Annotated in this window: 13 protein-coding genes; 3 read left to right on the plus strand and 10 right to left on the minus strand. The window is 45.3% G+C overall.

From position 1 onward, the window contains the following. Positions 1–306: 306 nt before the first annotated feature. The 3 genes from MKZ13_RS26360 to MKZ13_RS26370 form a co-directional block, all read right to left on the minus strand. Positions 307–651: a general stress protein gene (locus tag MKZ13_RS26360; protein WP_076212661.1), complete on the minus strand. Its 345-nt coding sequence runs from the start codon at positions 649–651 to the stop codon at positions 307–309. Positions 652–745: 94 nt separating this feature from the next. After that, positions 746–1,279 carry a hypothetical protein gene (locus tag MKZ13_RS26365; protein WP_221820798.1) on the minus strand — a complete coding sequence of 178 codons (534 nt, stop codon included), beginning with the start codon at positions 1,277–1,279 and terminating at the stop codon, positions 746–748. 68 nt (positions 1,280–1,347) lie between these two features. Next, positions 1,348–1,857 carry a DUF948 domain-containing protein gene (locus MKZ13_RS26370; RefSeq protein ID WP_076212664.1) on the minus strand — a complete coding sequence of 170 codons (510 nt, stop codon included), beginning with the start codon at positions 1,855–1,857 and terminating at the stop codon, positions 1,348–1,350. A gap of 219 nt (positions 1,858–2,076) precedes the next feature. Here MKZ13_RS26370 and MKZ13_RS26375 point away from each other — a divergent pair, with 219 nt between their 5' ends. After that, positions 2,077–2,241 carry a DUF1328 domain-containing protein gene (locus tag MKZ13_RS26375; RefSeq protein WP_017692264.1) on the plus strand — a complete coding sequence of 55 codons (165 nt, stop codon included), beginning with the start codon at positions 2,077–2,079 and terminating at the stop codon, positions 2,239–2,241. 373 nt (positions 2,242–2,614) lie between these two features. Further along, positions 2,615–3,133 (plus strand): hypothetical protein, encoded by a 519-nt coding sequence (locus tag MKZ13_RS26380; protein ID WP_339179422.1) that lies wholly within the window; start codon positions 2,615–2,617, stop codon positions 3,131–3,133. A 91-nt stretch (positions 3,134–3,224) separates the two neighbouring features. Here MKZ13_RS26380 and MKZ13_RS26385 read toward each other — a convergent pair whose 3' ends face one another. Beyond that, complete coding sequence (locus MKZ13_RS26385; RefSeq protein WP_076212666.1) at positions 3,225–4,112, minus strand: cation diffusion facilitator family transporter; 888 nt, start codon at positions 4,110–4,112, stop codon at positions 3,225–3,227. Between the two features lie 290 nt (positions 4,113–4,402). On the opposite strand from MKZ13_RS26385, the gene MKZ13_RS26390 reads away from it, so the two are divergent. Further along, positions 4,403–4,591, plus strand: a complete 189-nt coding sequence (locus MKZ13_RS26390; protein WP_017692261.1) for a hypothetical protein — start codon at positions 4,403–4,405, stop codon at positions 4,589–4,591. Between the two features lie 114 nt (positions 4,592–4,705). Here the strand turns inward: MKZ13_RS26390 and MKZ13_RS26395 are convergent, their stop codons facing one another. From MKZ13_RS26395 to MKZ13_RS26420, 6 genes are all read right to left on the minus strand, one after another. Further along, positions 4,706–6,331, minus strand: coding sequence for an ATP-binding cassette domain-containing protein (locus MKZ13_RS26395; RefSeq protein WP_062836460.1), 1,626 nt, complete (start codon positions 6,329–6,331; stop codon positions 4,706–4,708). Between the two features lie 215 nt (positions 6,332–6,546). Further along, positions 6,547–7,593 (minus strand): MBL fold metallo-hydrolase, encoded by a 1,047-nt coding sequence (locus MKZ13_RS26400; RefSeq protein ID WP_221820792.1) that lies wholly within the window; start codon positions 7,591–7,593, stop codon positions 6,547–6,549. Positions 7,594–7,660: 67 nt separating this feature from the next. Next, complete coding sequence (locus tag MKZ13_RS26405; RefSeq protein ID WP_339179426.1) at positions 7,661–7,858, minus strand: hypothetical protein; 198 nt, start codon at positions 7,856–7,858, stop codon at positions 7,661–7,663. A gap of 8 nt (positions 7,859–7,866) precedes the next feature. Then, positions 7,867–8,901: a cytochrome d ubiquinol oxidase subunit II gene (locus MKZ13_RS26410; RefSeq protein WP_339179429.1), complete on the minus strand. Its 1,035-nt coding sequence runs from the start codon at positions 8,899–8,901 to the stop codon at positions 7,867–7,869. Further along, complete coding sequence (locus MKZ13_RS26415; protein ID WP_124118119.1) at positions 8,898–10,244, minus strand: cytochrome ubiquinol oxidase subunit I; 1,347 nt, start codon at positions 10,242–10,244, stop codon at positions 8,898–8,900. Before MKZ13_RS26415 ends, MKZ13_RS26410 begins: the two co-directional genes overlap by 4 nt. A gap of 384 nt (positions 10,245–10,628) precedes the next feature. Further along, complete coding sequence (locus MKZ13_RS26420) at positions 10,629–13,475, minus strand: ATP-binding protein (RefSeq protein WP_339179432.1); 2,847 nt, start codon at positions 13,473–13,475, stop codon at positions 10,629–10,631. Positions 13,476–13,551: the final 76 nt, after the last annotated feature.

The following is a 13,551-nucleotide window of genomic DNA, read 5'->3' on the forward strand; positions in this document are numbered from 1 at the left end:
CTACGTGAGCAACGGACATTTCGGCTGAATTCCATATTCGATGCTGATGATGCCGATAGGCATCCTTCGTAATCAAAAGCGGACTTTATGAACATCCTTTATCAGTAAATGGCACCATCGCAGGGGAAAACCCCCGCTCGTTACCCTGTTTTTGCAGCGTCCTGATCCCGCTTCCAAACTTGCAAAAACATAGATAAGGAATGGGGAAAGCCCCATTCCTTATCTATGTTTTTGATTAAGCATTTTACATAAATGATTCAGAAGCTTGTCCATGTTCAGCAAACTTCAACTTGCAAGTATATCGGGTTAATCTTTCTTTTTAGCAATAACGAGTACTTTACCTTTGTCGAGTTCACTCTCATAGAAGTCCGCTTCGGCTTCGGTAAAGCCCATCGAAACAATTTTGGCCCGGAGTTCATCACCACGTGAGCGGAACAGATTCGCCAAGGAATCAAATACTCCTTCTTCCTTAATGCCAATTTCTTTGGCATCTGCTGTATCGGCAATTCGATCTGTACGATCCTTCTCATGGGCGAGAACAAAGATTTGATCAGGAAGGTATCCGGTAATCTGCAATTCTTTCACCGCTTCTACCGCCTGGACTCCGTTTTCTACCACTTTTGCATAAGCTTGCTCATTGGTTGAATTCATCGTTTCCACTCTCCTCTGATTTAATCTTCTGTATCGCGCTACTTAGTATATAACCATACTATATGGGGTTGAAACGATTCGGTAATAACCAATCCTAGGAAACTGTATCATCAAAAAGATCAATGCCTTCAATCTGCTGAGATCCTGACTTCATATATACTTTCAGAGCCTGGTCTCCACGGAGAAACACTTCTCCGTCCTCTGCCACATAATAAGGTTTCCCAAGAGCATGATGGAACGCTTCAATATTCATCTCAATTCTCTTTCCGTTTAACATGATGTGATTCTCAGATGCATCGATATGCACATATTGAATGACATCCGTATCTTCACACAAGCCAACCTTCACATCATGAAAGTGATATTCAGGACACCCCAGATAAGGATCTTCCTGTTTATGCCCCGGTTGGCCCTTCTTGGCCAACAAATCATCCATAGTGTCATCCAAAGAAATACCATTCAGAGTCCGAAAATGCTGGAAAGTCTCGGATCGATTAACAGCCAGAGTTACCTCTGACGCCTTCTCTTCCATTGCCGTCCATTGCATATCGTGAGCAGCGGGTACCGCTGCCGGTTGAACGGAAAAGGGAGAAATTACGCTAAACATCACAAGCAGTAGTTTCATCATGATTCTCACCCTTTCATCAGGTTCATCACCGCTCTGAAGGCTTCTTCATGGGTTACAAAGCGGTCATGTTACTTGCGCATCCGTTGCCATACATTCGCTGCAAGATCAATATACTTCATCCAGTTTTTCCCGCCCTTAGCTTCACCATTATATGTAGCTTCATAGGATTGCAGGGTACGATCCGTTGATGTAGCAGGCGGTGCAGTTACATGAACCGATTCAGCATGCTTGGTCTGTTCAGCGTTGTTACGTTTGGTCTGAAATTTCGCCATCAGTGTTGTGGAGACTTGTTTGGCTGCTGCCGTCACTTCATTCAACACTTCACCCAGATTCTCAACAGATTCCATAACAGGATCAATTTTTTTCATTTTGTGCTGTACATCCACCGTAATATCATTGGCATGTCTTACCGTCTGCTTCACTTCATAACTAAGTTCATCAATGGTTTTCTGTACCTCCTGCAATGTTTGTGAGACATTGTCCAGAGAACCCTGAGCGGATTTCAAGGTACGAATTAAAAAGAATACCAGTACTGCAAATGCCACTGCAATCAGGGCCACGCTAATTTGATAGATCATAGAAGAACCTCTCTTTCCATATGTGCATCAGTTTGTTATTGCTATAGTTACCCGGCGATTTCCCGGACGAAACAATATTATATATCCCTTCATATATGCCTTCGCTTGGAAAAAAAACCAATGTTTCAAGCGGTTAGCACTCGGTTAAAGTTAGACTACACAAGGCGGTGAGGTGAACACAACTCACTGCACAATCAAGTAACGAAAGGATGAATACTTATGTTGAAATGGTCTGTATTATTTCTAATTATTGCACTGGTAGCAGGTATTTTTGGATTCTTCGGTATTGTTGAAGCAGCTGCTTCAATCGCGAAAGTACTCTTCTTCATCTTTGTTGTACTGTTCGTAATCTCCCTGATTACGGGACGCAGCCGAATGCGATAACCTCAGGCTCTGATATGACTGAGTGTTTACTAAACGAATACATACAAAAGCCGATCGTGCTACCAAGCCGATTGGCTTTTGTGCGTTCAGGCATAGTTCAACTTTTCTATACTATGTATTGCACTCCCTTCTGCTTTATTCCAATCCGCTCTCGTATGAATCCCAAAAAAATCAGGACCTTTTTGAGATAGCCAACCCGGTTTTATCCCACCGAAGTATGATATTTACAGGCTTGCTATATACCCACATATGAGCCAGTTGACACTGGAGAATGCAAGAAAATATTGTTATAATTTGTGATTCATAAGGGTGCTTGCTTGGTTACTTGTAATCAGGACAACATTTTACATACCTACCGAGGAGGAAAAACAAAATGAAAAAAATCGTAAGTTTTGCCGCTGCTTTAACGTTGATGGGTTCGATGGCTGCTGCTGCGGGTGCTGAGGAAGCGGTTACTGGAACGGTGAATCCGGAAAAAGGAACAGAAGCTACAACAACGACAACGACCACAACAACTCCAGCTGTTGAAGTGAACAAACCTGCTGTAGAAACAGTAGAAGGTACTGCTGAGACTGTAACAGGTACAACAACAGACACTACAGGTGCAGAAGGTACTTCAACTACAACTGAAACGCCAGCTACAACTACAGATGACAAAATGTTTGAAGAGCCACTCGTCAAACCAGGCGATGAAGTACTGGCACCAACGATGTTGCTGAACCTTCTGGAGCGCACTTGGTTCTATGATGCTCCTAACGGTAAACCAATCGGTGCATTAGGCTCCCAAGTCATCGATACAACAGGTGAAGTTGTTGATGGATTCGATGGCGGCGAGTGGGTACAAGTATACACGTGGAAAGGCAAAGCGTGGATCCACGTTGCCATTCAATAACATCGTATAATCGTTCTAATGATAAGTAAAGAGGACAGCACGCACAATCGCGGCTGTCCTCTTTTGATTTTCCAAGATGTTCACTCCCTGTTCATGAGTTCCTTGTGACTTCTTCCGTCTTTGGTTCCACATGAACATGTACATGCATGATGTTATGCGATCGCTTCAACCGCTCTTCAACACGGTCACAGATCTGATGGCCTTCAATCAAGCTTAGGCCTCCGTCCACTTCAATGACTACATCCACAAGTACATGACTGCCATGCACACGTGCCTTCACATCCTTGATCATCTCAACACCGGGAACGCGTGCTACGGAGGATCTGAGATCCGTCAGTTCCTTCTGGTCAAATCCATCCGTAAGACGATGTGTAGAATCCCGGAAAATCTCCCAAGCCGTCTTGCAGATCAACAGACCTACAGCAATGGCAGCTACTTTATCCAGCCATGGAAGTCCGAACTGCGCACCTATAATTCCAATTGCAGCACCTATGCTGACCCAGGCATCCGATCGATTATCTTTCGCCGCAGCCATCAGAGCCTGACTATTAATTTGTTTAGCCAGACGGTTATTGTAACGATATACACCTAACATCACAACGGCACAGACTACAGCCACCGCTGCCGCCCACAGATTTGGAGCAACAAAGGCTCCTTCATACCAGGAGCGAACGGCTTCAACCAATACTTGCAGCCCAACCATAGCCATAATAAACGAAGCCACCAAGGCAGCAACCGTCTCCGCTCTAAAATGACCATAGGCATGATCCGAATCAGGTGGTTTCTGGGAGATCCGAAGCCCGATCAATACAGCAACGGATGCCACAATATCCGTAAGGTTATTAAAACCATCGGCCAGCAAGGCGCTGGAAGCAAATAAATATCCACAGATCAGCTTAAAAGCGGACAAGACGAGATAGGCTGCAATACTAACCCAAGCCCCTCGCTCCCCTTTTCGAATTTCTTCATAAGCGTTCAAACCGGGCGACACCCCTTTAACGTTTCGTATTACGGTTTTTCCATGTTAACAAATGTGGAGCGTGTGGGTCTACAGAAACAGTGTTGCCAAGCTGCATTGCTGTAGGCAAGCCGAAAAAAAGTTGCCAGACGGCAGGGCTGTAGTTAATGAGAAAAAATGTTGGCCCGGGTAAAACCAAAGGTTTTGAGCATTTTATCAGGTTGCCCTTGTAGGGCTTTTGTAAAACGTATAAAATAGGTACATCCCGTCCAATTTGGACGGCTCACTGTAAGACCGGGAGGGAAATAACGATGAGCGAAAATAACGAACCGAAAAAGGTCAGTTTGCAGGATGCTATACGCCAAAAGCTGGCGCAAAAGAAAGAACAAGCAAATTCCGGTAACCAATCCAGCGCCTACTTTGAAGGCGGACCTAAAGCGATGAAGAGTCAAAACAACAAGAAGCCTAACAACCAACGTCGCCGTACTGGTGGATCTTAGGTCTTAAAGCCGAAGAGAAACCCATTGAATTACAAAAAGAACCGCAAGCCTTCTTCACAGAGGCTTGCGGTTCTTTGGTGTTCCTATAATAATGTGCCGTAGATGATGCTTGGTTTAAGCTTCTACCGGATACATTTTATTGCGCAGTTCTTTGATTTCATCACTTTCCAGATATTCGTCATAGCTCATTTGGCGATCAATGATGCCATTCGGCGTAATTTCGATAATCCGGTTAGCAATGGTTTGAATGAACTGATGGTCATGGGAAGTGAACAGCATGGTGCCGTCAAAATCAATCATACCATTGTTCAGCGCTGTAATGGATTCGAGATCCAAGTGGTTCGTAGGCTCATCCAGAATCAATGCGTTAGCACCAGTCTGCATCATTTTCGCCAGCATACAACGAACTTTCTCGCCCCCGGAGAGTACACTTGCCTTTTTCAAGGATTCCTCACCTGAGAACAACATACGTCCCAAGAATCCACGCAGATACGTTTCATCCTGATCTTTGGAATATTGACGGAGCCAATCCACAAGAGTCATGTCTACACCGTCAAAATATTTGGAGTTGTCTTTCGGGAAATAAGCTTGAGTTGTAGTTACCCCCCAAGTATATTCGCCGCTATCCAACTCCGTTTCACCCATAAGAATATCAAACAAGAGTGACTTGGCATTCCCGTTCGGGCCAACAAATGCGATTTTATCCCCTTTGTTCACGACAAAGCTGATATCATTCAGCATGTTCACACCATCAATGGATTTGCTGATACGATCTACGGTCAACAATTGTTTACCAGCTTCACGCTCAGGTTTGAAGTTGATAAACGGATATTTACGGTTCGATGGACGAAGGTCATCCAGCGTGATTTTGTCGAGTTGTTTCTTCCGAGAAGTTGCCTGTTTCGATTTCGAGGCGTTCGCCGAGAAACGTTGAATAAAGGCTTGAAGCTCTTTAATCTTCTCTTCTTTTTTCTTGTTGGCATCACGTTGCAACGCAAGTGCCAATTGGCTGGATTCGTACCAGAAGTCATAGTTACCTACGTACAGCTGGATTTTACCAAAGTCGATATCCGCAATGTGTGTACATACTTTGTTCAGGAAGTGACGGTCATGGGATACCACAATAACAGTACCTTCATAGTCCATCAAGAAGTTCTCAAGCCATTGAATGGATTCGAGATCCAAGTGGTTGGTAGGCTCATCGAGCAACAGGTTGTTTGGACGACCAAACAATGCTTGTGCAAGCAGGACACGAACTTTTTCGTTACCACTTAGTTCATTCATTTTTTTATCGTGCATGTCACGGTCGATACCCAGACCGATCAGGAGTGCCGCTGCATCCGGCTCAGCATCCCAGCCATTCAACTCGGCAAATTCACCTTCAAGCTCACCTGCACGCAGGCCGTCTTCTTCCGTGAAGTCCGCTTTGGCATACAGCGTATCTTTTTCTTTCATAATGGCATAGAGACGACTATGACCCATAATTACCGTTTCAAGAACCGGATACTCATCATATTCAAAGTGGTTTTGCTTCAAAACGGCCATACGTTCGCCCGGGGTGATGTGCACCTCTCCCGAGTTTGATTCAATTTCACCGGACAAAATTTTCAAGAATGTTGATTTACCGGCTCCATTGGCACCGATGAGGCCGTAACAGTTTCCTGGTGTGAATTTGATATTTACATCTTCAAAAAGTGCACGTTTTCCGTAGCGGAGCGTGATGCCGCTTGTACTGATCATTAAGCATACCATCCTTTATTGGTTAATCTGCATACTGCATGAATAGCAAGTTGCGTAAATCATGGATTCAATATCCCGATGCCTATTCTGGCACCATATTATAACACAAAAAAGCGGCAAATTCGAAAATTGGCCGCTTTTTACTTATTAAAGATTTGGTAAATACACTGTTCATGCAGGCATATCCCTACATTAACATATTTGACTCTTTTTTGTTAGCCCTGTTTGCCTTCCTCGTGGTGAATGCGGAGTGTCTCGCCATGACCAAGCACCCGAATCCGCTCTTTGCCAATGCCTAGCCGTTCACGTTCAACTTCCAGCCGATCCAGCGCTTCCTTGGGCGTATCATCCGCCAGCTTGAATGTGCCGTAATGCATGGGCACCATGAGCTGTGAACCGGATTCAACGAACCCCTGCAGCGCTTCTTCGGGTGTCACATGTTGAGAAGTCATGAACCACTCCGGATCGTAGGCACCGATGGGCATGAGGGTAACACCAATGTCAAAGCGTTCTCCAATCGTTTTGAAACCCTGGAAGTAACCTGTATCACCCACAAAATACAACACAGGCGGACCGTCTGATGTTTTGGATGTTTCGTTCTTCCCTGATTCCGTGGATGATTCATCCTGATTGCTCGTTGTTGCAGCACTTTCCGCTGCTGAAGTCGTTGCCGGATGGTTCAATTCCAATACATAACCGCCCCAATGGGACGTATTGGTATCAAACAATGTTCGGCGCGTCCAGTGCTGTGCAGGGACAAAAGTTATTTTGACTCCGCCAAGTGTCATATGATCCCACCACTTCATCTCCTGGCATCGATGGAATCCTTTGCGAATCATCTTGCGTTTCAGACCATCGGGTACGATCAGCAATGTCTTGGCTGTAATCAGCTTACGCAAGGAAGCGAGATGCAGATGATCATAGTGGGAATGAGATATCAGAATGACATCCAACGGTGGAATATCCTGAATCGGAATGCCGGGGGCACCGAGCCTTCGTTGAAATCCCATTTTTTCGGCCCACACCGGGTCAGTCACGATGTTCAATCCATAATATTGAATGAAAAACGTGGAGTGACCAATCCAGGTAATACTTGTGTCATCCCGGTTGGCATGCAGATAATCCAGTTCAGGCGGGTGTTTGGGCACGGTGTAGGAGTAGTCCTTCACTTTGCTCCGCCGCTGCTCCCTCCATTGTTTGAATTCCTTCAGCGTTTTGTCCGTACTTACATTATCGATATTGTTATAACGGATTTTCGGCATGAAAGGGCCCTCCTCCCTTCCTCATTTCTTAACAAGAGATTACCCCAAACGGGAATGGACGTACCAATCAATCCTTTGGGTTCTTATATACGGCCAGATATACAAACAGAAAGACAATAGCAGCCGCTATGATCAGTGGAGGGGCGTACATAATGGTGAATGTCTCAAAAAAGCTCAATCCGGTTATACCGGGTATCCCCGTGACTCCCTCAGTAGATAGTGGATTCAGCAAGGGAGTCATGAGTAAGAACATGTTTGGGTGCATGGACAGACTCATCCTTTCTTTTTACCAGAATTACCGCGCACATAATTCGCATTAAACAAGAACAACTTCATAATCAGCACAAGCGAAGGAATGAGCACGAGTAGCCCCAGACTAAACGCTGTAATAAGTGCAATCCCCATCGTCCGATTCGTAAAGCTGTCGTAAATATTGATGTAAGGATACAGAATGTACGGAAGGTGGGATCGCCCGTAACCATACCAGGCAAAGGCAAACTGAAGCATGACAGCGACAAAACACCAACCCAGATATTTACTTTTCCACACCAGCGACACGGCAATGACAAAACAAATAAACGAAGCGATAAACATCCACGAAATATTCACCATCTGCTCAAAGTGTGCGGGATTCTGTTTGTTAATCTGCAGAAAAGCCAGAAAACTTGCAAAAATGGTAGGCAAACTCCATAGGAGCGCGTACTCTCGAAGCACCTCATATGCCGGCTCATCCCCTGCCCGCTTCGCATAATAAGATAGAAACATCGCCGAGATGTACAGCACACTGACCAGTGCAAGCAAAACAACCGACCAGGTATAGGGATTCGTCAAAAATTCACGCCAGCGAAAAAACACCTGATCGCCCACCTGCTCAATGATCCCGCCTTCGGATATCGCCAAAATGGTGGAAAATACCGCCGGAATCAGCAATCCCGTCGCCCCGTACAATGCCATGTAGATCCGGCTGTTCTGCCCATGGTTACCATAGGTATTGTAGGCGTAATATACGCCCCGGATTGCAAGTAGTACAATGGCCAAGGAACCCGGCACCAGCAGAGCTGTCCCGTAATAAAAGGCGCTATCCGGATAAAATCCGACCAGTCCAACCACAAAAAAGATCAAAAACACATTCGTCACTTCCCACACGGGAGACAGATAGCGCTGAATGATGTTATGAATTTTGTTCTCGTGTCCGGTCAATATGCTGTAAAAGCTGAAAAACCCGGCGCCAAAATCAATTGAAGCAACGATCAGGTAACCGAACAAAAACGTCCACAATATTGCGATGCCTGCAATTTCGAAACTCAATGCACGATCCCTCCTTCAAGCCCCAGAGACTCCAGTTCCTTCTCTGCTTCCTTGTTGCGGAACAGCTTGCTGAGTACCCGAATGCACGAGAAACACAGGATCAGATACAGCAAGATGAACAACACTAACATCCATCCAACCGAAGTTGACGTCGTGGCTGCTTCCGCCACCTTCATATATCCGCGTAAGATCCAAGGCTGCCTGCCAACTTCGGCGAACATCCACCCCAGCTCGATGGCAATCATGGCCAGAGGCCCCAGCAAGACAATGCCGAGCAGCAGCCATTTGGGATATGGCTTGCGCCCTGGTAACCACCGACGCAGTACATATAACACAGGAATCATCAGGATGATCACTCCGGTTGTGACCTTCAGGTCGAACATATAGTGAATAGACAATGGTGGCCTCAGATCCGCAGGATACTCTTCGAGACCTTTCACTTCCGTATCGGGACGATTACCTGCCAAAATGCTAAGCGCATAGGGAATCTCAATCGCATATTTCACCTCATTGTTCTCATCCAAAATCCCCCCATAGACGAGCGGTGCCTCTTTCATCGTCTTGAAATGCCATTCTGCGGCAGCCAGCTTCTCCGGCTGATATTTCGCCAGGAATTTACCGGAGGAATCACCGATCATGACGGTACTGATGGCAAATACGAGTGCAGATACCGTCGTGAGTTTCAGTGCTTTTTTGTAATACACATGATCCCGTCCCCGAAGCAAACTGAAGGCGGCTATCCCCGCCAGGATACCTGCACTCAAGGTGTAGGATGAGGCGAGTACATGGGACACTTTGGTTGGCGTTGCCGGATTCAACATGGCAGCAATCGGATGAATGTCCTTCATAATGCCATTAATCAGGGTGAATCCCTGAGGCTGGTTCATGAAGGAGTTCACCGTTGTAATGAAGATCGCAGATGCAGATGAGCCGAGAGCTACCGGAATCAACAGCAGCATATGCGTATATTTCTTTTTGAAACGATCCCACGTATAGAGGTAAATTCCAAGAAAGATCGCCTCTATAAAAAAGGCAAACGTCTCCATGAACAGCGGCAGGGCGATTGCCTGACCCGCTACCCGCATAAACATCGGCCACAACAGACTGAGCTGTAATCCGATCGAGGTGCCTGTAACGACACCAACAGCAACGGTGATGACAAAACCTCGCGCCCACCGGCGTGCCAGCAAGGTGTAATGCATATCATTGGTTCGTAGTCCTCGCCACTCGGCCAAGGCAATCATAAGTGGCACGCCTACACCAATAGAGGCAAAAATAATGTGCACAAACAGGGTAAGACCGGTTAGTATCCGGCTGAGCAAAACAGGGTCCAGGGATGACATGGTTACACTCCTCTTTCACATAATCGTTATGTACGACAGCAGTTATTCTGCTTGAACGTGTATCTCAATAACTCATGATTCGGATGATGCTCTTCACAACGGCATACAGCACAACCACAGCTGCAACCAGACAGACGATAATGAGTGTTTTCTCTTGTTTACGGAACATATACCTGCCGTCCTCCTTTTGCATGGGATGCAAATTATGGCTCTATAGACAGTTTGCAAAAGAAGTTGTTTTTTTATCCGGGGAAATTGAAAAACAAAAAAAGCCTTTCCCCTTATCACGCTCACGCGTTGAAGGGTAAAGGCTCTATCCGTAGTTCTCGTACATAAACATTATTCATAAAAAAGTGAAATACATTTCTTCATCCTTCATTAAATTCACACCAATACGTCCTGTTTGGGCAGTCGAACCTTGAACGTACTTCCTTTGTCCGGTGCAGATATAAAGGTCAGCGTACCCTTGTGATCCTCTACAATTTTACGGGAAATGTACAACCCGATTCCTGTTCCACCAATCTGCCGATGATCCGAATTATCAACCCGATAGAATTTGTTGAACAGCATGTCCTTCTCTTGCTCCGCAATACCTATTCCGTAGTCACGCACATCAAGACATAACCATTCCTCTTCTTCCCATAACGTAACATCAATACGATCGGCTCCCGGAGAATACTTGACTGCATTGCCCACCAGATTATGCAGAACCTGAACCATCCTGTTCTGGTCAGCATAAGCAAAGAAGTCTCCATTAAACGTATGCACGTAGATCCGTTGGGCAGACTTCATATTCCACTGTTCGGCAACCCCTTCTACCAACTCAACCAGCGGTACATATGTCATGTGGTAAGTCATACCTTCGTTGTCGAGGCGCTGAATATCGAGTACATCATCGAGCAAACTGCTCAGCCGCTTGCCCTCCGAAGAGATGGTTTGCATGAATTCCCGCTGTTGAGCTGCCGGAAGGTCATACATCATCATGAGTTCCACATATCCCATAATGGTGGCTACAGGCGTCCGAAGCTCATGAGATACCACACTGATGAGCTCATTTTTCATCCGATCCAGCCGTTCTTCTCCTGTTCGGTCACGGAACACCAGCAGAAACCCATGGTTTTTACCCGGGACATCCATCTGCTTCATGTACAAGGAAAATACACTTTTATCCACATTATTGAATATAAATTCAGTCTCGATAAACGCCGTTTCTCCATTCAGGAATGCTCTCGTCTGTTCCATCAGATTGAAGTTGTCCGTTAATACCATCGTATCAATCGCCTGCGCCAAATCTTCAATGGATCTGCCCATAAAATCACCCAAACCAAACATCTCTTCTATTCTTCGGTTGACGATGGTTATGGTCCCTGATCGATCAGACATCACGAGCCCTTCCCGTACGGATTCAATGAATTGCTCACTGATATCTCGCTGTTCTTGAATGGCAATCTTCTCATTGAACAACTCCGAGTTCAGCTTCTCCAGCGCAAGGGCATGACGTACACGATCTTCTTCTGCTCTGGTCCGCTCGGTAATATCCTTAATGAATAGATTATATAATGTCTCATTTTTGCCCAACTGGATCTCAACAATTTTGTACTCGATCGGAAATACGGAACCATCCCGTCGGATACCTGAAATTTCTTCAACAATGGTGTATCTTTTACCTTCAACATATTCAAATCGCTCCAGCAAATTCTTGATCTCACTGCAGCTGGCCCCTTGAAAAAGAGATGGTGCTTCCTTGTGCAGGATCACTTCTTCCCGAAGCAATCCAAACATTCTTTCGGCCTCCGGATTAAACTCAACGATGATTCCATTCGAGTCTACAGCGATAATCGCATCTATTGACGATTCAATAATTGCACGTTTGACTTCTTCACTATTCTTGAGTTCCTTGGTCCGCTCTATGACCCTGTCCTCCAGAGTTAACTTATCGTGACGAATCTGTTCGAATTGTTCCAGCAGTACATCAGCCATTTTACGCAAATTACCAATAAGAATCTGTACTTCAGTTACATGGCTCGTTGGCCACTCCATCTTCCCATTTCGAAACAGCAACCTCGGAAGAGAACCTGTCATTCTGGTTAGTCTTAAGAGTGGACTAACGACCTTACTGCTCAGAGGAGCCGCTACAATCATGGAAGCCACGATGATGAGGAACAGGTATTGCAATGTGGTAAGATAGATCGATTCTATTCGAGGATAATACTTGGTTGAGCTGGTCTCAATGAATACCCGATAAGGTGTTACAGCTGTCATCTCCGCTTCATAGATGAAAGATGCCTGTTTCCAGTGATTCAATACAGCACTGTAATGAATATTCTCAGAGCTTAATAGCATAAGGTTATCTTTCGACTTAAGGAGACTGTATCTATCCATGTCCAGATACTCACCAGCCTGTAGTGTATTCAAACCAGAAGTAACGACTGTATCATTCCGATTCAGCAGAATCACATTCACACCCAATAAATGATGATACCGTGCCATGTTCTGATCCATATTCTCCGAGGTAACATACTGTTCGTCCAGATCCTGAACAACAGCACTTGCTGCATGTTTCATATCAAGTATAATGGCATCATTCATTTGACTTAATTGTCTGCGGCTATCTGCGGATAACAATAGGAGAGAAACAAACACCACAAAGGCGACTACGTATTTAAATGCGATTCTGGTGATAGGAATAGTTCCTGTACGTTTTGATTTGTGCTCACCCGTAGTAATCCAGAAGTCCACCACAATACCCGCGATCAACGCATTCACCATACCAATCACGGCAATATACATATACTCATACTTCAAATCTTCTATATTCAGTCCCAATAAATAATGTCCGCAATAGATGACGGGAAGCAGCATCACTACCCAAAAGACAGCATTAGCCTTGATTAGGCTGCCATTCTTCCAACGCAATTGCCAACCGATCATCCAGATCAGCTCAATGAAATGCGCAATCATTACCGTTAAGTTCCGCGGCTCGAAGCCGACAACGGTGGTATTTAACAGATAGATGAATGTAATGGTGACAAATCCATAGATAGTCCCATGCAAACGAAGAGCGATGAGTGCTGCTGCGCTGCCAACCATAAACTGCACGCCATAGAATAAGGTAAGTGGAAAAATAGTACTTAGTGAGCCAAGAATGATCAGTATGCTGGTTCCAAACCATGGTATCCTTAGCTTCAGCACGACCCACTCCAGCAGCTGTTTTGCCTTTATAAGATCCATAAGCAATTGCCCTCATGGATCATTTTTTCTTCTGTTTTCAACAACAACGTTGGTTCCCCCTATAAACTTAAGCGGA

Source organism: Paenibacillus sp. FSL R5-0701, assembly GCF_037973995.1.
Classification (GTDB): domain Bacteria; phylum Bacillota; class Bacilli; order Paenibacillales; family Paenibacillaceae; genus Paenibacillus.